Origin of the sequence: Enterococcus sp. C46 (assembly GCF_040887565.1) — a bacterium.
Lineage (GTDB): Bacteria > Bacillota > Bacilli > Lactobacillales > Enterococcaceae > Enterococcus_B > Enterococcus_B lactis.
The window spans coordinates 142,848-163,281 of sequence record NZ_JBFOGA010000001.1; the positions used below are offsets into that span (position 1 = coordinate 142,848).

At 39.5% G+C, this 20,434-nt stretch carries 17 protein-coding genes; 15 read left to right on the forward strand and 2 right to left on the reverse strand.

Annotated features, from left to right (window positions below):
• The first annotated feature begins 2 nt into the window (after positions 1-2).
• The 5 genes from AB3I27_RS00705 (at position 3) to yihA (ending at position 5,327) form a co-directional block, all read left to right on the forward strand.
• Entirely contained in the window at positions 3-662 is a 660-nt protein-coding gene (locus AB3I27_RS00705; protein ID WP_002292072.1) for an RDD family protein, read from the forward strand.
• Positions 663-815: 153 nt separating this feature from the next.
• Positions 816-1,748: a hypothetical protein gene (locus AB3I27_RS00710; RefSeq protein WP_002309014.1), complete on the forward strand. Its 933-nt coding sequence runs from the start codon at positions 816-818 to the stop codon at positions 1,746-1,748.
• Between the two features lie 153 nt (positions 1,749-1,901).
• A complete protein-coding gene (tig, locus tag AB3I27_RS00715) occupies positions 1,902-3,191 on the forward strand; it encodes a trigger factor (RefSeq protein WP_002292069.1) in 1,290 nt (429 codons plus the stop codon).
• 215 nt (positions 3,192-3,406) lie between these two features.
• Positions 3,407-4,657, forward strand: coding sequence for an ATP-dependent Clp protease ATP-binding subunit ClpX (gene clpX / locus AB3I27_RS00720; RefSeq protein WP_002292068.1), 1,251 nt, complete (start codon positions 3,407-3,409; stop codon positions 4,655-4,657).
• An 82-nt stretch (positions 4,658-4,739) separates the two neighbouring features.
• On the forward strand, positions 4,740-5,327 hold the full coding sequence (yihA, locus tag AB3I27_RS00725; RefSeq protein WP_002292067.1) for a ribosome biogenesis GTP-binding protein YihA/YsxC: 588 nt from the start codon (positions 4,740-4,742) through the stop codon (positions 5,325-5,327).
• Positions 5,328-5,404: 77 nt separating this feature from the next.
• Here the strand turns inward: yihA and AB3I27_RS00730 are convergent, their stop codons facing one another.
• Positions 5,405-5,560, reverse strand: a complete 156-nt coding sequence (locus AB3I27_RS00730; RefSeq protein ID WP_002292066.1) for an SPJ_0845 family protein — start codon at positions 5,558-5,560, stop codon at positions 5,405-5,407.
• Positions 5,561-5,696: 136 nt separating this feature from the next.
• Between AB3I27_RS00730 and AB3I27_RS00735 the strand changes: the two genes are divergently transcribed.
• The 5 genes from AB3I27_RS00735 to AB3I27_RS00755 all read left to right on the forward strand — a co-directional run bounded on the left by AB3I27_RS00735 (position 5,697) and on the right by AB3I27_RS00755 (position 11,017).
• Positions 5,697-7,025 (forward strand): hypothetical protein, encoded by a 1,329-nt coding sequence (locus AB3I27_RS00735; RefSeq protein ID WP_002345164.1) that lies wholly within the window; start codon positions 5,697-5,699, stop codon positions 7,023-7,025.
• A 10-nt stretch (positions 7,026-7,035) separates the two neighbouring features.
• On the forward strand, positions 7,036-7,254 hold the full coding sequence (locus AB3I27_RS00740) for a hypothetical protein (protein ID WP_104760051.1): 219 nt from the start codon (positions 7,036-7,038) through the stop codon (positions 7,252-7,254).
• Positions 7,255-7,404: 150 nt separating this feature from the next.
• Positions 7,405-8,157 carry a DeoR/GlpR family DNA-binding transcription regulator gene (locus tag AB3I27_RS00745; protein WP_002297539.1) on the forward strand — a complete coding sequence of 251 codons (753 nt, stop codon included), beginning with the start codon at positions 7,405-7,407 and terminating at the stop codon, positions 8,155-8,157.
• Entirely contained in the window at positions 8,154-9,068 is a 915-nt protein-coding gene (pfkB, locus tag AB3I27_RS00750; RefSeq protein WP_065773044.1) for a 1-phosphofructokinase, read from the forward strand. Before AB3I27_RS00745 ends, pfkB begins: the two co-directional genes overlap by 4 nt.
• Positions 9,069-9,085: 17 nt before the next feature.
• Complete coding sequence (locus AB3I27_RS00755) at positions 9,086-11,017, forward strand: fructose-specific PTS transporter subunit EIIC (RefSeq protein ID WP_104760052.1); 1,932 nt, start codon at positions 9,086-9,088, stop codon at positions 11,015-11,017.
• A 105-nt stretch (positions 11,018-11,122) separates the two neighbouring features.
• On the opposite strand, the gene AB3I27_RS00760 is transcribed toward AB3I27_RS00755, so the two are convergent.
• Entirely contained in the window at positions 11,123-12,682 is a 1,560-nt protein-coding gene (locus AB3I27_RS00760; RefSeq protein ID WP_002292056.1) for a ClC family H(+)/Cl(-) exchange transporter, read from the reverse strand.
• 154 nt (positions 12,683-12,836) lie between these two features.
• On the opposite strand from AB3I27_RS00760, the gene pcrA reads away from it, so the two are divergent.
• The 5 genes from pcrA to gatB all read left to right on the forward strand — a co-directional run bounded on the left by pcrA (position 12,837) and on the right by gatB (position 20,434).
• On the forward strand, positions 12,837-15,071 hold the full coding sequence (gene pcrA / locus AB3I27_RS00765; protein ID WP_002334742.1) for a DNA helicase PcrA: 2,235 nt from the start codon (positions 12,837-12,839) through the stop codon (positions 15,069-15,071).
• 16 nt (positions 15,072-15,087) lie between these two features.
• Positions 15,088-17,124: an NAD-dependent DNA ligase LigA gene (ligA, locus tag AB3I27_RS00770; RefSeq protein WP_002306506.1), complete on the forward strand. Its 2,037-nt coding sequence runs from the start codon at positions 15,088-15,090 to the stop codon at positions 17,122-17,124.
• Positions 17,125-17,229: 105 nt separating this feature from the next.
• A complete protein-coding gene (gene gatC / locus AB3I27_RS00775; protein WP_002288477.1) occupies positions 17,230-17,535 on the forward strand; it encodes an Asp-tRNA(Asn)/Glu-tRNA(Gln) amidotransferase subunit GatC in 306 nt (101 codons plus the stop codon).
• Positions 17,535-19,007, forward strand: coding sequence for an Asp-tRNA(Asn)/Glu-tRNA(Gln) amidotransferase subunit GatA (gene gatA / locus AB3I27_RS00780; RefSeq protein ID WP_002292053.1), 1,473 nt, complete (start codon positions 17,535-17,537; stop codon positions 19,005-19,007). Before gatC ends, gatA begins: the two co-directional genes overlap by 1 nt.
• Complete coding sequence (gene gatB, locus AB3I27_RS00785; protein ID WP_104760053.1) at positions 19,004-20,434, forward strand: Asp-tRNA(Asn)/Glu-tRNA(Gln) amidotransferase subunit GatB; 1,431 nt, start codon at positions 19,004-19,006, stop codon at positions 20,432-20,434. The genes gatA and gatB overlap by 4 nt, the downstream gene beginning before the upstream one ends.

The window sequence follows — 20,434 nt, forward strand, 5'->3', positions numbered from 1 at the left end:
GCATGACGGAACTTCCAAACGAAAATAAGGAACAAGGAAGAGAGAGGCAACAGCAGCCTGCTGTGGGACCTGATCCAAGCTTTTCCCAAAAAGTGCTGAGCTCTTTTGAAAGAGAACCGATGACATCAGAAGAAATCAAAAAGAAACAACGGAAATGGAAAAAGTATACTGACACAAAAAATGAACCACCAAAAGCAAATGATTTTCCTCATTATTTCTATGCAGGCTTTTTGATCCGAATGTTTGCCTTCTTGATCGATCTTTTGTGTATCGGAGCTATTACACGTTTAACACTTGGTATTGCCAAAAATCTAGGTTGGCTGAATTTTTCAGATTCGTATTTGAGTCTCTATGGATTCACGGCATTACTCATTTATTTAGCGTATTTTGTTTTATTGACGAAACTCAATCATGGCCAAACGATTGGGAAAATGATCTTCGGTATTCGAGTCATCAGCTTTGATGAAGAAGAACTTAGCTGGTCAACTGTTTTAGTTAGAGAAGGTGCTTGCCGGTTCATTTTAAAGTTTCCTTTGCTGATGTTAGGGTATCTTCCAGCAATCTTTAATCAGAAAAAGCAGCATCTGGGAGATTTTTTCACTAATACAAGTGTCGTTACGATTAATCTGATCAAAGCATTCAACCAAGAAGTTAACAGCTGATGATCCATAAAAAACAGTAGTTTGAAGCATCTTATAAAAGTCAGATCAAAAATCTAGCTTTTAGAGGATGCTTCGATTATTTTTAATTGTCATGCTTTTTTTGTTTTGCTACTATTGAACATGAGCTGAACATAAGCAAGAGGAGGACACTGCGTGAAGCCGATTGATTTTCCAGAAAAATATGAGAATTTAATGCGAGTGGCCCAACAAGCACTAGCAAACCAGCAATATCAGCAGGCAAAAGAACTATTTCAACGTGCTTACGAGTTGAAAGAAAGCTTTGAGGCTAATAGCCTGCTTGTTTTTTGTCTTTATGAGTTAGACGAGAAAAAAGAAGCGTTGAAACAAGCACTCTTACATGAAAAACAGTATCTTCAAAACGAGGAGTTTGCTGAATTTTATTTTGACTTGTTAATCAGTGCACAAGATTTTTTATATGCTAGAAAATTGATAGCAAGTACAGATTTTTATGAATCTTTTGAGCAGCGTATCATTGAAAAAATCCAATTTGCAGAAGAGTTATCCGGCCAAATGGAGAGGCAAAAAGTCAAGGCGCTCCATAAAAAATCGGAGGAACTTCCTTCATTGGAACCAGCACGTCAGCTGTCGTCTATTGAGGAGATCGAACAGCTTCCTTACCATGAGTTTATCCAAACAGCGAGTAAACTGATTGTATTACCAGAGGTCCATATTTTAGCGAGGGCAAAATTGCTGGAGATGCTTAGGCAATTGAATGAATGCAACCCTGTTTTCTATTTGACGATTGAAGAAAAACTAGTCAAAGTTATACCCAAAGATTTGCCTAAGCCACAGCAACAGTCAAGTTATCAACAATTGTGTGTGTTATCAGACCATTATGGGAATGAAGATGCGCTACTTAGTTCGGTGCTGAAAGAAGAATTTACGTTGCAATCTGCAATCGTTTATCCTGTCTATGATACATACATTGAAGACCCGAGGCGTTGGTTTCAACTGACTGTAGAGGCATGTACAGGAAAAACGATGTATGATGGTACGGAAGATGAAAAACAAAATTTTTTTAAAAAACGAGAGAAAATTTTGGAGCAAATGATCTTCTTCCATTAGATTTTATCAGTGAAAAAGATAAAAATGTTATGAAAAACAATGATTCTACCCATTCAATATGTTTACAATTTGAAAGGGTTAGTGTACTATTTAAAGGTATGCATGAAACGTTTTTGATGTATAAAATGAATTTCTAAACTCGGAGGGAATTAAATGACTGCAACATTTGAAAAAAAAGGCACGAATGATGGTGTTTTAAAATTTACGATTGCGCAAGACGAAATCCAAAAAGGATTAACAACTGCGTTTAATAAAGTGAAAAAAAGCTTGAACGTACCTGGATTCCGTAAAGGAAAAGTTTCTCGTCAAGTATTCAACCGTATGTACGGTGAAGAAGCTTTATATGAAGATGCATTGAATGCTGTATTACCAGAAGCTTATGAAGCTGCTGTCAAAGAAGCTGGCATCGATCCTGTTTCTCAACCAAAAATCGATGTTGAAAGCATGGAAAAAGGTCAAGACTGGGTAATCACTGCTGAAGTAACAGTGAAACCAGAAGTAAAATTAGGACAATATAAAGATCTAGTTGTTGAAAAACAAGATCGTGAAGTAACAGATGCTGACGTGGATGCACGTATCAAACGTGAACAAGAAGCACAAGCTGAATTAGTTATCAAAGAAGATGCTGCAGCTGAAAATGGCGATACAGTAGTAATCGACTTCGAAGGCTTTGTAGATGGCGAAGCGTTTGATGGCGGAAAAGGCGAAAATTACTCACTTGAATTAGGTTCAGGTTCATTCATTCCAGGATTTGAAGATCAATTAGTTGGTCATAAATCAGGTGAAAGTCTAGATGTAAATGTAACTTTCCCAGAAGATTATCAAGCAGAAGATCTTGCTGGAAAAGAAGCAGTCTTCAAAGTGACAATCCATGAAGTAAAAGCAAAAGAAGTGCCTGAATTAGATGACGAATTCGCAAAAGATGTGGATGACGAAGTATCAACATTAGACGAATTGAAAGAAAAATATCGCAAAGAATTAGTAGAAACTAAAGAAAAAGCAGCAGACGATGCAAAAGATGAAGCAGCAATCCGTATGGCTGTTGAAAACGCAGAAATCGTTGAATTGCCACACGTGATGGTTCATGATGAAGTACATCGTTCAATGGACGAATTCTTGAACAACATGCAACGTCAAGGTATCTCTCCTGAAATGTACTATCAATTAACTGGTTCTACAGAAGAAGACTTGCATAAACAATTCGAAGGTGAAGCAGAAATGCGCACAAGAACAAATCTTGTGATCGAAGCAATTGCAGCTGCTGAAAATCTTCAAGCAACAGAAGAAGAAATCAATGCAGAAATCCAAGAATTATCAGAAACATACAACATGCCAATCGAACAAATCAAACGCGTGTTGACAGAAGATATGCTGGAACATGATGTGACAATGAAAAAAGCAATCGAATTGATCACGGGTACAGCGACAGAAGCAAAAGAATAGAAATTAAGTAATACAGGTCATGAAATAAGGGACTGTGACATGTTTGTTGTCACAGTCCCTTATTTTTTGTTAAGCGTGAAAATATACAAAGATATAGGTCAATCGATCCTTTGTTAAACACTTTTTCTTTTTACTAAACTATGTTATGATAATAAAAGACTGTAAAGTCTCTGATAGTTTCTTGCATACTTTTTGCAAGTTAAGGGGTGAAGACCATGTATGACAATCCAAGTAGCAATGAGACCGTACGCTGTTCTTTTTGTGGGAAAACCCAAGAAGAAGTGAAAAAAATCGTAGCTGGTCCAGGGGTCTACATCTGTAATGAATGTATCGACCTATGTAAAGAAATCATTGATGAAGAATTTTATGAAGAAGCTGTACGCGAATTCACTGAAGTCCCTAAACCACTAGAAATTCTTGAAGTATTGAATAACTACGTGATTGGACAAGATCGCGCAAAACGCTCGTTAGCTGTTGCTGTATACAATCACTACAAACGTGTCAATCAGCAAGCACAAGAGAACACAGATGATGTTGAACTACAAAAAAGCAATATCTGCTTGATCGGACCTACAGGGTCAGGGAAAACATTTTTGGCACAAACATTAGCAAAAACGTTGAATGTACCTTTTGCAATCGCAGATGCGACAAGTTTGACAGAAGCTGGTTATGTGGGTGAAGATGTAGAAAACATTTTACTTAAATTGCTCCAGTCTGCTGATTACAATGTGGAACGTGCAGAAAAAGGGATCATCTATATTGATGAGATCGATAAAATCGCGCGTAAAAGCGAAAATGTATCCATCACTCGTGATGTTTCCGGTGAGGGTGTCCAACAAGCCTTGCTGAAGATTCTAGAAGGAACTGTTGCAAGTGTTCCGCCTCAGGGAGGACGTAAACATCCACATCAAGAATTTATCCAGATCGATACGACGAATATCTTGTTCATCGTAGGTGGGGCGTTTGATGGTATCGAAACAATCGTGAAAAACCGTATGGGCGAAAAAACGATTGGATTTGGTACACAAAACCAAAAACTTTCTGAAGACGAAAGCGTCATGCAACATATCATCCCTGAAGATTTGCTGAAATTCGGATTGATTCCTGAGTTTATCGGACGATTACCTGTTATGGCAGCTTTAGAGAAATTGACAACAGATGATCTGGTGCGGATCTTGACTGAGCCAAAAAATGCGTTAGTCAAACAATATCAAAAGCTTCTTTCTCTAGATGATACTGAACTTGAATTCGAACCTGAAGCGTTGAGAGCTATTGCGAAAAAAGCAATCGAACGCAACACTGGTGCTCGAGGTCTTCGTTCTATCATCGAAGAAATCATGATGGATGTGATGTTTGATATCCCTTCAAATGAAAACATCGAAAAAGTGATTATTACCAAGGAAGCAGCTGAATTGTCTGGTGAGCCAACAGTGATCTATAAAGATTCAGAGAAAAAAGCGGGTTGATGAGAAGAGGCTGCCGTAAAAGTCATTTTGGCTTTTACGACAGCCGCTTGCTTTATTCATCACCTTTTTAAGGAGAGAGACCATGAAAGTCCATCAAGCTGAAATCATCATAAGTGCAGTGGCACCAAAACAATATCCAGAGACACAATTGCCGGAAATAGCTCTGGCAGGGAGATCAAATGTAGGGAAATCTTCTTTTATCAACACATTGATTGATCGAAAGAATTTAGCGCGTACTTCCGGTAAGCCTGGAAAGACCCAGACCTTGAACTTTTATTTGATTGAGAATGCGTTGCATTTTGTCGATGTTCCAGGATACGGGTATGCAAAAGTATCCAAAACTGAACGAGCAAAATGGGGAAAGATGATCGAGACATATTTAACGACCAGAGAACAACTACGTGCGGTCGTTTCTTTAGTAGATCTACGCCATAAGCCTTCTCAAGAAGATATCCAGATGTATCAATTTTTGAAGTATTATGATATCCCTGTGATCGTTGTTGCTACTAAGGCAGATAAGATTCCTCGCGGTAAATGGAACAAGCATGAAAGCGAGATCAAAAAAGCATTGGATTTTGATCATAATGACACATTTATTCTTTTTTCTTCCGTTACAAAACAAGGAAAAGAAGAAGCATGGGCAGCAATCGAACAAGCAATCGAATCATAAAAAGAATAAAAAAGACTTACCAGTCAAACTCTTCCATAAAAGTTTGGCTGGTAAGTCTTTTTTTTGCAGAACTTATCTTACTTTTGTTTCTTGTCTTTTTTCTTTTCTTTTTGTGGTTGCGGTTTTAGAAACCGATCGATTTCTTCTTTTGGCGCAACTGTTTTTTCCGGATCGACAGCAAATGATTCGAAAAGTTTATCTAAATTGTCTGTACGTTCAAATTTCAATCCCATCGCGAACACCTCTTTGTTCCTTTTTTACTTAGTTTACCATGTAATACCTAAAATTGGTTTCCAAGACAAAAAGTTTTAGTTTTTCTTTATCATTCGTTATAATTAAATTATAAAAAGATTTGAAAGAGGTGAGAAAATGATTGGTGAAGATAAATTATTAATGACTATCCAGCTCACAGACTTAGATGATGAAGAAAAAAAACAGGAAATAAGCGATTGGGCTGTTTTGACACGTCTGTTGATCCAGCCAACATTTATCCGCTCTTTCACTCAACAAGCGGACCCGTATAATCTTAGGAAACTTCAAGAAAAAATAATGCTCGCATCGGTAAGAGACGAAAGCTGGTTAGTTGTAGGGAATGACGAGAACGAGTGTAGTTTTCGTTTGGAAGGCAATCAATTGTTGATAAAAAATGTATTGTCTATCTCTGTTTTCAAAGAAAACCAGTTTTTGATTCGAGATTTCATTCAGAAAAAAATGATTGCCCATGGTGTGTTTGCTTATATGAGAGCGTATAGCGAGTTTATCTATCACAATACAAAAGAGATCACCCAGCGGCTGCTGTTTGAGACGATGGATGAAATCGAGCGTTTACCTAAAATGAAACAGAAAAATGGCGACGTAGTAGTGGATTGCAATCAATTTCCAGGCTACGATCTTTTTTATCAAGGCTTATGTTTTACCTCATGCTGGGAAATGTATTACAGTCACTATTACCATCAGATTATCCCAAAACCGATTTTTCTCGATACACAACAAGTAGAAAAAGTGAAAGAATTAGATAATGAAGTCATATATATCCAGCTTTATCGAGACCCATTCAATTGGCAAAAAACAAACAATCAGCTATTCCAATCCTATTTTAGAGACCAGCTTGGGTTTGACCACCTTGCTTGGGATAACGGCGTGGGATTGTTGAAACCACCATTTGTTGAATACATTTATACTGATCATACGATTCAATCTGTCCAGTATCAAAATGCGCAAATGCAACCTGTTCCCAAAAAAAATGCCTCGTTCTTTGTAACGAAAAGTTATGATATTCAAGGAGGAAATTATAAAGAAAGACGTGTCCGCGGAACACTGAATGCTCAGGCGTATTTTCCTTGGGTTGACGAGAATCGCGCGCGAATGATGTGCTATAAGATCATCGATCCGACTGTTGCTTTGGACAATGGAATCGAAGCGTATTGTTATTACATCAGGGAATATCTAGAAGTAGAGGTAACAGATGAGAAATATCAAGATTATCTTTTATCATTAAGAATCTATGTTCCTTCTGAAGCACTTCCGGATTTACCGTTAAAGGAAATCAAACACAGACTCTCTGATATTGCCTTCAAACGAATAAAGAAAAAACGGCGTAGTGTCCAATTTGATGTCAAGAAAGGCGAGAAGCATCTGCGTGTGCAGTTTTTAGATTATCGCGAATTAGAACAATTGATTACTTTACAAAAAATATGAGGTGAAGAAAATGGATAAACAACTTTATTATCGAATCATGGTTCCAGCATCATTATTATCCGTCTGTCTTTTTTTTGTTCCTAATTTTCCTATTCGATCAGTCATCGGTTTCTTGGTTATGTTTGGTGGGATGGGACTTTATTATTACCTTCTTCATAAGGAAAGAAAACCTGCTACTGTTTATATGAAAAAACAAGAAGCGAAAATAACAAATGATAAAATAGTTTGATAATAGTCAAGTAAAGTAGGAAACCAGTCAAAAAAAGACTGGTTTTTTATTTTTTTTGACTGATTTATAATTTTTGTGAACGTTTTTGACTGATTTGTGTTGCGAGTCTAAAAAAAATATGCTATTATTTGTATTGAGGTGACCGTGAAAATGCTTACAGAGGAACGCAGACAAAAAATCCTAGACTTGCTTGAACAGCAGAAAATCGTGAAATCACAAGATCTTGTAAACCTTTTGAATGCTTCAGAATCAACGATAAGGCGTGATTTGCAAGAGTTGGAGAATGGTGGGTTTCTAGAAAGAGTCCATGGCGGCGCTAAGAAAGAGCAATTATTGAATTTTGAGCAGAATATGAGTGAAAAATCACTCAAAAACGTTCATGAAAAACAGCAGATCGCCAAATTGGCAGCTGAAACCATTAATGACGAAGATGTCATCTATTTAGACGCTGGCTCGACTACTTTAGAAATGATTCCTTTTTTACAAGGAAAACAAATCACAGTGGTGACAAATTCCGTTCAACATGCGGCAAATTTAGTCGATTTGGAGCTTGCTACGATCATTTTAGGTGGAACGATCAAGCTGTCAACCAATGCTGTTTTAGGATCTAATGCGATAGAACAACTAAAACATTTTCATTTCAATAAAGCGTTTATGGGAATGAACGGTGCACATATCGAACAAGGATTCACGACTCCGGATCCAGAAGAAGCAGCAGTTAAACGTTTAGCCATGAAAAATTCAGAAGAGACCTTTGTATTGATTGATCATACTAAATTCAGCCAGTTGTCTTTCACCTCTGTTGCACCTTTGGAAGCAGCCACGATCATAACCGAGCGTTGTCCATTAGAATTCATCAATGAATTCCGTGAAAAGACAACAATTAAGGAGGCAATACAATGATTTACACAGTAACACTTAATCCATCAATTGATTATATTGTACGCGTAGATGGGTTAAAACTAGGTGATTTGAACCGGATGAAAGAAGACTTCAAATTGCCTGGAGGAAAAGGGATCAATGTTTCCCGTATTTTGAAACGGATCGATTCTCAATCTACAGCACTAGGGTTTTTAGGAGGATTCACTGGCGAATTTATTTCGAAGTGGCTTGAAAAAGAACAAATCAAATCTTTGTTCACACACGTGCAAGAAGATACAAGAATCAATATCAAACTAAAATCAGATACTGAAACTGAAATTAACGGTTTAGGTCCAGCTATTTCAGACGAAGAAATCAATGAATTGAAGCAAGCGCTAGGGACAGTAGAACAAGGAGATATCGTCGTATTGTCAGGAAGCGCGCCAGCCAGCCTACGAAAAGGATTTTATCAAGAACTGATTGATATCATTCGAGAAAAAGGTGCAGATTTCGTAATCGATACAACAGGTGATGATCTAAAGAATGCACTTGTTAAGAAACCGTTGTTGATCAAACCAAACAATCACGAATTAGCTGAGCTTTACAATACAACCTTCCAATCTGTAGAAGAAATCATTCCGTATGGGAAAAAATTACTAGCTGAAGGGGCACAGAATGTGCTGATCTCAATGGCTGGAGATGGCGCTTTGCTCTTTACAGAACAAGGAACTTATAAAACGAATGTATTGGTTCGCCCGTTGAAAAATTCAGTAGGTGCAGGGGATTCAATGATCGCCGGTTTTATTGGTGCTTACAGTCGGACAAAAGATCCGATCGAAGCCTTTAAATGGGGAGTTGCTTGTGGAAGCGCAACGGCTTTTTCTGATGACTTGGCAGATCGCGAACTGATTGATGAGTTATTGCCAGAAGTTGAAATCACAAAAATTGATTAGTTTCAAGGAGGATAATCATGAATATCAAGGATTTAATGGTCAAAGAAGCAATGATCATGGATTTGCAAGCGACTGATAAAAAAGGCGCGATCGATGAAATGGTCCAAAAAATGTTTGATGCCGGCCGGATTTCCGATATCGACACATATAAAGAAGGAATTCTAGCTCGTGAAGCACAAACCTCTACAGGTCTTGGTGACGGAATCGCCATGCCTCACGCGAAAAATAGTGCAGTCAAAGAAGCAACAGTTTTATTTGCAAAAAGCCAAAAAGGAGTAGATTATGAAGCATTAGACGGACAGCCAACTTATCTGTTTTTCATGATCGCAGCTCCAGAGGGCGCGAACGACACACACTTGCAAGCATTAGCAGCACTATCTCGATTGCTGATTGATGCAGATTTTGTAGCGAAATTAAAAGAAGCAAGTACACCAGAAGAAGTCCAAGACTTGTTCCAAACAGCTGAAGAGCAAAAAGAAGCAGAAGAAAAAGCAGAACAAGAAACACAAGCTGCAGAAGCTTCTGCTCATCCAGAAAGAAAATTCGTTGTTGCCGTTACAGCTTGCCCAACAGGAATCGCTCATACTTACATGGCAGAAGATGCTTTGAAGAAAAAAGCGAAAGAAATGGGAGTGGAGATCAAAGTCGAAACGAACGGTTCAGAAGGAATCAAAAACCGATTGACTGCTGAAGACATCGCTCGTGCAGAAGGCGTGATCGTTGCAGCAGACAAAAAAGTAGAGATGAACCGTTTTGACGGAAAAGAATTGATCAATCGTCCAGTCAGTGATGGTATCCGTAAACCAGAAGAGTTGATCAATCTAGCCCTTAGTGGTACTGCACCAGTATTCCATGGTGACGGAAAAGAAAATAGTTCAGAAGAAGGAAACGCGGATGGTACTGTCGGACAAAGAATCTATAAAGATTTGATGAATGGCGTATCACACATGTTACCATTCGTTATTGGTGGAGGAATCGCTATTGCTCTTTCTTTCATGATTGACCAATTTATTGGCGTGCCGCATGACCAGTTATCGAATCTGGGGAACTACAATCAAGCTGCTAGCTGGTTCAACCAAATCGGACAAGCTGCATTTGGGTTCATGTTACCGGTATTAGCTGGATTTATTGCTTCAAGTATCGGCGACCGCCCTGGTTTGATTGTTGGATTTGCTGCTGGTGCATTAGCTAATACAGGTGGCGCAGGATTCTTAGGCGCACTGATTGGTGGATTCTTGGCTGGTTATGTCATCGTATTTTTACGTAAATTATTCAAGAACTTACCAAAATCATTGGATGGAATCAAAACGATCCTCTTTTATCCAGTGTTTGGCTTACTGATTACTGGTTTCCTGATGTTGCTAGTCAATGTCCCTATGAAAGCAATCAATGATGCATTGAACGGTTTCTTGACAAGTATGAGTGGTTCGAATGCTGCTTTACTTGGTGCATTATTAGCTGGAATGATGGCGGCAGATTTAGGCGGTCCAATCAACAAAGCCGCTTATGTATTTGGTACAGCAACTTTAGCTACGACTGTTGCCACTGGCGGAAGTGTTGTGATGGCTTCTGTTATGGCTGGAGGAATGGTCCCTCCATTGGCGATTTTCGTTGCTACACGTTTGTTCAAAAGTAAATTCAGCAAAACAGATCAAGATGCTGGTTTGACGAACATCGTGATGGGACTTTCGTTTGTCACGGAAGGATCGATTCCATTTGCAGCAGCTGACCCGATTCGTGCCATTCCAAGTTTTATTATTGGTTCTGCTTTAACTGGCGGATTAGTCGGTGCTTTCGGAATCAAATTACTGGCTCCTCATGGCGGAATTTTTGTTGTATTCTTACTGAGTCACCCAATCATGTATTTGGTGTTTATTGCTATCGGAGCAGTCGTCTCTGGTGTGATTTATGGTTTATTTAGAAAAGCTCCTGCAGTAGCAGAAGCATAGAAATAAAAAGAAGAGACTGGGGAAATCCAGCCTCTTCTTTTTTTGTAGAGTCAAAGTAGTATAGATGAATAGTTGTTGTGCCATAAAATAGTTCTTCCCGGTTCGTTAAAATGATTGCTTCAAATTTGTGATCGAAGATTTAGCCTCGATTTCTTGCTTGATTCTTGGTAAGTTTGCTTCATCAGTCAAGATTACCAAAATATCTCCTACATTCATGATCGTATCACCGTGAGTCAAGATTTCCTGATTTCCTCTGCGTATAGAGATTAGCAGCATATTTTTAGGCCAATTGAAGTCCCGTACCATTAATCCGTCTAAAGAACTCTCTGCCGTTACTGGAAAATCAAAAGTTGTCCTTGCGCCTTTAAGAGCGGCGGTCTGATTGTTTCCAAGTAAACGTTCCAACAATGATTCGTAGATCGGATTCCCTCCGAGAAGATCATTGACGATATAAGCAACAAGAGCAGCCAACCCTAAAGGCATCAGATGATTGAGAGAGCCAACCATTTCTGTCACTAAAATAATTGCTGTCAGCGGTGCTTTTCCAATTGCTGTGAAATAACCAGCCATGGCAATCACGACGAAATCCTTGATGTAGATTGGATCCATCCCGAAATCAACCATGATGTTTCCATAAAAGCTACCGATTAAAGCCCCCAATGTCAATATCGGAAGGAAAATCCCTCCTGGAAGACCACCACCATAAGAAATCATGGAAAAAACGAATCGAAGAACAAACAAACCGATAATCATAATGATTGGCAATGAAGCATGTCCAAAAGCTAAAACGATTTGATTACCTCCGCCTAGCGTACTAGGCCATAAATAACCAATCGGCAAAATCAGCAAGAAAGGAACGAATCCATGAAAATAAGCTGGTAAAGGCAATCGGTTGTAAAATTTTGGCAATGCTAGCAGGACCTTTTGATAAATAAAACCTAAGACGCCTAGAAGTACGCCTAATACCACCAAAGAACCATAATATTTCAACGGCAAAGAAGGAAGATCCCCTAGATATAAAACTGGTCTTAAGCCAAAAAAATAAAGAGAGACAAAGTTAGCTGTGATGGCCGAAGCAAAAGATGTCAGCCAAACAAGAGGAGAGAAGGAGTGATGGATTTCTTCTAAAACAAAGAGTAATCCTGCGATAGGAGCATTGAATGCTGCTGCAAGTCCGCTACTTGCTCCGCTAGAAATCAAAATCTTTTCTTCTGAAGATGGACTCCGAAACAATTGTCCAGCTCCTTGTCCGATAGCTGCACCAAGCTGTATAGAAGGGCCTTCTCGACCTAGAAAAAGTCCTGCGCCAACTGAAAGTACACCACCAATGAACTTTTTCCATAAAACAGAGAACCAGTTCATTGATAATTCCCCTCGAAGCTGTCCTTCTACTTGTGGAATCCCGCTTCCTTTGATATCCGGTTCATTTTTGACCAGATAACCCACAAAAAATGCTGCAAGGATGCAGCAAGTAGCCATGCCAACTAAGTAAATCGGCTGTTCCCGACTTATTTCATAGATGCTTCGAACAAAATCGCCTAACTTTTCGATCGATAAACGAAACAGGCTAACCACGATTCCTGTCAGTAGTCCAACGAATATTCCTTTTAGAATAAAATATATCTGAGTTTTATCTAATTTCTTGATTTTTCCTTTTTTTTCCATTCAAACGCCTCGCTTTCTTTTAATTTAGCGCGAAATCAACGAATTGACAAGAAGAAATCCATAAAAAGAAACAAATGATTTTGAATTAGCTAGTTTAATGAAAGCCAAGAAAATGCTATAATTAACAAGATTGATAAAAGAAAGGATGTTGTTAATGTCATCCAAAGCTGAATTATTAAACGGGATGAACCCCCGTCAGAAAGAAGCTGTTCTTCACACTGACGGACCATTATTGCTGATGGCAGGTGCGGGAAGTGGAAAGACGAGAGTGTTGACGCATCGCATTGCCTATTTGATTGAGGAAAAAGAAGTCAATCCTTGGAACATCCTAGCGATTACTTTTACCAATAAAGCTGCAAAAGAAATGAAAGAACGTGTCAATGCGATTCTCGCATCTGGGGGCGAAGATGTCTGGGTATCGACTTTTCACTCAATGTGTGTGCGTATTTTAAGAAGAGATGTTGATTTTATCGGGTATAACCGGAACTTTACGATCATCGACTCTTCTGAACAGCTGACCTTGATGAAACGGATACTGAAGGAACTGAACATTGACCCGAAAAAATATGATCCTCGCAGCATATTAGGAACAATCTCCCAAGCAAAAAATAGCTTGCAGACCCCTCAAGATTTTGCAAAAATGCAAGGCAGTTATTACGAAGAGATTGTGGCAAAATGTTACGCTGCTTATCAAAAAGAGCTTCAATACAATCAATGTATGGACTTTGACGACCTGATCATGAATACGATCCGGTTATTTGAAGAACATCCTGATTCACTCACATATTATCAAAACAAATTCCATTATATTCATGTAGATGAGTATCAAGATACAAACCACGCACAGTATACGTTGGTCAATTTATTGGCAGGTAGATTTAGAAATCTATGCGTAGTGGGAGATGCAGATCAAAGTATCTACGGCTGGCGCGGTGCAGATATGCAGAACATCTTGGATTTCGAAAAAGATTATCCAGATGCTGCAGTGATTTTGCTGGAACAAAACTATCGCTCCACGAAAAACATTCTTAGCGCGGCAAACCAAGTCATTGAAAACAATAGCAATCGAAAACCAAAAAACTTGTGGACAGAAAACAAAGAAGGAAACAAGATCACTTACTATCGTGCAGATAATGAACGAGACGAAACCCGTTTTATCGTAGACCGGATGCAAGAAGAGATTCGAAGCAATCATCGGAATTACGGCGACTTTGCCATTTTGTACCGGACGAACGCACAATCTCGTGTGATGGAAGAAACCTTGTTGAAAGCAAATATTCCTTATAAAATGGTTGGAGGGCACAAATTCTATGATCGGAAAGAAATCAAAGATATTTTAGCGTATTTAAATGTGCTGGCAAATCCTCAAGACTCAATCAGTTTTGAGCGTATCGTTAATTCGCCCAAACGAGGCATCGGACCAGGATCTATCGAAAAACTACGCAGTTTTGCTTCTCTCCATGAATGGCCACTGCTTGAAGCAGCCCAAAATGTGGAACTGGCAAATATCGGTGGAAAAGCAGGCCAGCAATTAGGTTCATTTGGAGAGATGATACAAGAAGTCACGCAGATGATCCCATACTTGACAGTGACAGAATTGACGAAAGAGGTTTTGGATCGTAGCGGATACCTGGAAGATTTAAAAATCCAAAATACATTAGAAGCACAAGCGCGTATCGAAAACTTGGAGGAATTTTTAACGGTCACACAAGAATTCGATAAGCAGTTCGAACAGCAAAATGAAGAAGATGCTGATGCACCAGAAGAAAAACTAACGGTCTTCTTGAACGATCTGGCACTTGTTTCTGACATTGACAATTTAGAAGAAGACGCTTCGCAAGTGACATTGATGACGTTGCATGCAGCCAAAGGATTAGAATTCCCAGTTGTATTCCTGATTGGTCTAGAAGAAGGTGTTTTTCCTTTATCTCGAGCATTGATGGAAGAAAGCGAACTGGAAGAAGAACGTCGTCTCGCTTATGTGGGAATCACGCGAGCAGAAGAAGCGTTGTATTTAACCAATGCTTTCTCCAGAACATTATATGGACGGACGCAATATAACCGTCCTTCTCGTTTTGTAGAAGAAATCGATCAAGAATTGCTAGAAATCGAGGGCATGCGTCCTACACCTAAAAAAACACCTGTATTCGCAAAAAAAACAGCATATAGCTATAAACAGCCAGAGACAGCGGTTGTTTCCTCTAAAAGTGCCACTGGAGGGGAAAAGAACAGCTGGAAACCTGGAGATAAAGTCAAACACAAAAAATGGGGTCTAGGAACAGTCGTCCGAGTAAGTGGGACGTCGAAGGATCTAGAACTAGATGTGGCTTTCCCAAGTCAAGGAGTAAAACGTCTTTTGGCTGCCTTTGCGCCAATTGAAAAAGCTTAGTAGTGGAGGGTAAATGATGGAACATGAAATGACGATTGACGAAGCTGCTAAACGAGCAGAAGAACTTCGTACAAGATTGAACCAATGGTCTCGTGAATACTACGTAGAAGATAAACCAACAGTGGAAGACTATGTTTATGATAAAGAATACGCAGAATTAGTAGCAATCGAAGAACAATATCCTGATTTGATCACGTCTGATTCTCCCACTCAACGAGTAGGCGGAAAAGTATTAGAAGGTTTTGAAAAAGTCACTCATGATATTCCGCTTTACAGTTTGAACGACGTTTTCAGCAAAGAAGAACTGATAGCTTTTGATCAACGTGTACAAAAAGCAGTGGGACGTGTAGTCGACTATTGCTGCGAACTAAAAATAGATGGTCTTTCCGTCTCTTTGCGTTATGAAGATGGGAACTTCGTTAGAGGAGCGACTCGTGGGGATGGGACTGTAGGAGAAAACATCACTGAAAACCTAAAGACTGTCCGATCAGTCCCAATCAAATTAAAAGAACCGATGAACATCGAAGTAAGAGGCGAATGTTTCATGCCAAAACGGTCATTTGTTCAATTGAATCAAGACAGAGAAGCAGAGGGAAAAGATATCTTTGCGAATCCTCGGAATGCCGCAGCCGGTTCCTTGCGTCAGTTAGATTCTAAAATCACAGCGAAAAGAAATCTGGATACTTTTTTATACACAGTAGCTGATTTCGGTCCTATGGAAGCAAAAACACAGTATGATGCATTAGAAGAGCTAGAAAAAATAGGATTCCACACGAATCGGGAAAAACGTCTATGTCATTCGATTGATGAAGTATGGGCATACATTGAGGAATATCATGATAAACGTGTAGATTTGCCCTATGAGATTGATGGAATCGTCATCAAAGTGAATGAGTTCTCGTTGCAAGATCAACTTGGCTTTACTGTCAAAGCACCACGATGGGCAACAGCTTATAAGTTTCCCCCAGAAGAAGTTGAAACACTGATCGAAAACATCGAATGGACAGTCGGACGAACGGGGGTAGTGACACCAACGGCAATCATGACGCCTGTCCGAGTAGCAGGAACGACAGTAAGCCGTGCCAGTCTGCATAATGGGGATTATATCAAGTTGAAGGATATCCGCTTAAAAGATACAGTTCTGATTTATAAAGCGGGAGATATCATTCCAGAAGTTTCGCAAGTCGTGTTGGATAAACGACCTAAAGACAGCGAAGAATACCAATTACCTACACATTGCCCAGTTTGTGGAAGTGAACTTGTCCATTTGGATGAAGAAGTAGCGCTACGGTGCATCAATCCTAAATGCCCTGCTCAAATGAAAGAAGGCTTGAACCACTTTGTCTCAAGAAATGCGATGAATATCGACGGATTGGGCCCACGTGTGCTTGAACAGATGTATGACAAAAAACTAGTCGCAGATGTTGCTGATCTTTATAAATTGACAGAAGAAGAGTTATTGACGTTGGACAAAATAAAAGAAAAATCAGCAAATAATATTTTGACAGCAATTGACAACAGCAAAGATAATTCGGTCGAGCGGTTGATTTTCGGGTTAGGAATCCGACATGTCGGAGCGAAAGCAGCAAAAATTTTAGCAGAACATTTCGGTGATCTAGAGACATTGAGTAGAAGCGACTATGAGTCGATTATTGCGCTTGATACGATCGGTGATATCATTGCCGACAGTGTAGTCACTTATTTTAGTAACGAAGAAGTCCATGAATTGATGAATGAATTAAAACAAGCAGGCGTCAATTTCGAATACAAAGGGCTTCGAAGTACCCAATTGCAAGAAGTCGAGTCGCCTTTTAAAGAAAAAACAGTAGTCCTTACTGGTAAACTAACACGATTGACTCGTGAAGAAGCAAAAGAGACGATCGAAAATCTTGGCGGGAAAGTGACTGGTAGCGTATCGAAAAAAACAGATATCGTGGTAGCAGGAGAAGATGCTGGCAGCAAGCTAACCAAAGCACAAGAATTAGGAATCGAAGTTTGGACAGAAGATCAAATGGCAGAAGCATTGGCTAAAAGCCACTCAGCAAAAGAATAAATATTGAGTTTTTTCAGACAAATTTCAATAAATAATTTCAGACAGAGCACTCTTATGTTAAAATAGAGAGCAAAGTTTTTAACTCGTTTAGAAAGAAGGGGTAGTATGGCGATTAGTGAAGAACAAGTGAAACACGTTGCCAAATTAGCAAAACTTGCGTTCGCAGATGAAGAACTTGCAAGTTTTACCGACCAATTAGGTAAAATCATCGATATGGTGGAAATGCTGGAAGAAGTAGATACGGAAGGTGTTCCATTTACGTCGAATGTTGTCGAAACAGTAAACGTGATGCGACAAGATCGGGCGCAAGCTGGATGGAACCGTGATGAATTATTGAAAAATGTGCCGGAAACAGAAGACGGCTTTATCAAAGTACCCGCAATCATCGATAATGGGGAGGCTGGCGCATAATGACAAAAATACACAATCGTTCTCTAGAAGAACTGCATCGTATGCTTGTATCGAAAGAAATCACTGTACAAGATTTGACAAAAGCAACATTTGAACGAATCAAAGAAACAGAGCCTGAGATCGAAGCATTCATCACATTGAATGAAGAAAAAGCATTGGAACAGGCAAAAGCTTTAGATGAAAAAGGTATTGATGAAAGCAACATCCTTGCTGGAATTCCGATTGGGATCAAGGATAATATCGTAACAAAAGATATCTTGACAACCGCTGCATCTAAGATTCTTTACAATTTTGAACCAATTTATGATGCAACGGTCATGGATAAAATCTATCAAGCAGATATGATCCCTGTTGGAAAACTAAACATGGATGAATTTGCTATGGGCGGAAGTACAGAAACTTCTTATTTCAAGAAAACAAAAAATGCTTGGGACCAAACAAAAGTACCTGGGGGCTCTTCCGGTGGTTCTGCAGCAGCAGTAGCAGCTGGACAAATCCCAGTTTCTTTAGGTAGTGATACGGGGGGAAGTATCCGCCAGCCAGCAGCTTTCAACGGCATTGTAGGAATGAAACCTACTTATGGCCGTGTCTCACGTTTTGGCTTGATTGCCTTTGCTTCATCTCTTGACCAAATCGGACCAATGACCCGTACGGTGAAAGATAACGCATTAGCATTGACAGCTATCAGTGGTTATGACGAAAAAGACGGTACTTCTTCAGGCGTTTCAGTTCCTGACTTTGCAGAGGGACTGACCGGTGACATCAAAGGAATGAAGATTGCTTTACCTAAAGAATACTTAGGCGAAGGTGTGGCCTCTGGCGTAAAAGAAGCTGTATTGAAAGCAGCAGAAACATTCCGTTCATTAGGTGCTGTTGTGGAAGAAGTCAGCTTACCTCATTCAAAATACGGGGTGGCTGTTTATTATATCATTGCCTCATCAGAAGCAAGTTCCAACTTGCAGCGTTTCGATGGTATCCGCTATGGTTATCGCTCTGAAAACGTGAAATCATTGGATGATGTATATGTCAACTCACGTTCAGAAGGATTCGGTGAAGAAGTAAAACGCCGTATCATGTTAGGTACATTCTCATTAAGTGCGGGCTATTATGACGCTTACTTCAAAAAAGCAGGACAAGTCCGTACATTGATCAAACGAGATTTTGAAAAAGTCTTTGCAGATTATGACTTGATCATCGGACCATCTTCACCAACAGTGGCATTCGGAATCGGTGAGAACATCAACGATCCAATCACGATGTACATGAGTGACATCTTAACGATCCCTGTCAACTTGGCTGGACTTCCAGGTATGTCTGTACCGGCAGGATTGTCAGAAGGATTACCAGTTGGATTGCAGATCATCGGTAATTATTTTGATGAAAAAACGATGTATCAAGCGGCATATGCGTTTGAACAAGCAACAGAATTCCACACACAACAACCAGCTATTTTAGGAGGGAAAGACGAATGAATTTTGAAACAGTCATTGGACTAGAAGTCCACGTCGAGTTGAAAACCAACTCAAAAATTTTCTCTCCAGCGCCAGCTCATTTTGGTGCAGAACCAAACAGCAATACAAACGTGATCGACTGGGGTTATCCAGGCGTGCTGCCAGTAATGAACAAAGCTGCGCTGGAATTCGGGATGAAAGCCGCTTTGGCATTAAACTGCGAAATCTCTAAAGATACTCATTTTGACCGGAAAAATTACTTTTACCCAGATAATCCGAAAGCATATCAAATTTCCCAATTTGATCAACCAATCGGTCATGATGGATGGATCGAAATCGAAGTAGAAGGCAAGAAGAAAAAAATCCGGATCGAACGGGTCCATTTAGAAGAAGATGCTGGGAAAAACATGCATGGTATCGGCGGCTATTCTTACGTTGATTTGAACCGACAAGGCACGCCTTTGATCGAAATCGTTTCTGAAGCTGATATGCGTTCACCAGAAGAAGCATACGCTTATCTAGAAGCATTGCGTTCAATCATCCAATTTACAGAAGTCAGCGATGTGAAAATGGAAGAAGGTTCTATGCGTTGTGATGCGAATATTTCTCTCCGCCCTTATGGACAAGAAGAATTCGGTACGAAAGCAGAATTGAAAAACTTGAACTCTTTATCTTTCGTGAAAAAAGGTTTAGCTTTTGAAGAAAAACGTCAAGCAAAAGTTCTTCTTTCAGGAGGAGAAATCCAACAAGAAACACGCCGTTTTGACGAAACAACGAATAAAACAGTTTTGATGCGTGTGAAAGAGGGTTCTAGTGATTATCGTTATTTCCCAGAGCCTGATATTCCGAAATTCGTGATCGATGACGAATGGATTCAAAAAGTAAAAGCTAGTTTACCTGAGATGCCAGCTTCTCGTCGCGAACGCTATATCCGTGAATTTGGTCTTCCAGAGTATGACGCAATGGTATTGACACTTACAAAAGAAATGTCTGATTTCTTTGAAGCTGTTTTGGAAAATGGTGCAGATGCCAAGCAAGCATCTAACTGGTTGATGGGTGAAGTTTCTGCTTACTTAAACAGTGAGAAACTGGAATTAGCTGAGACAAAATTGACACCTGAGAACTTAGCAGGAATGATTCGTTTGATCGCCGATGGAACGATCAGCTCAAAAATCGCCAAAAAAGTCTTCCGTGAATTGATCACAAATGGCGGAGAAGCGCAAGAAGTTGTTGAGAAAAATGATTGGGTACAATTATCTGATCCTAGCAAACTTCTTCCAATCATTAATGAAATCTTGGATAACAATCAACAATCTGTCGATGATTTCAAAAATGGAAAAGATCGTGCGGTTGGCTTCCTAGTCGGTCAAATCATGAAAGCAACTAAAGGGCAAGCAAATCCTGGTGTCGTGAACAAGCTGCTTAAAGATGAATTAGCGAAACGCTAG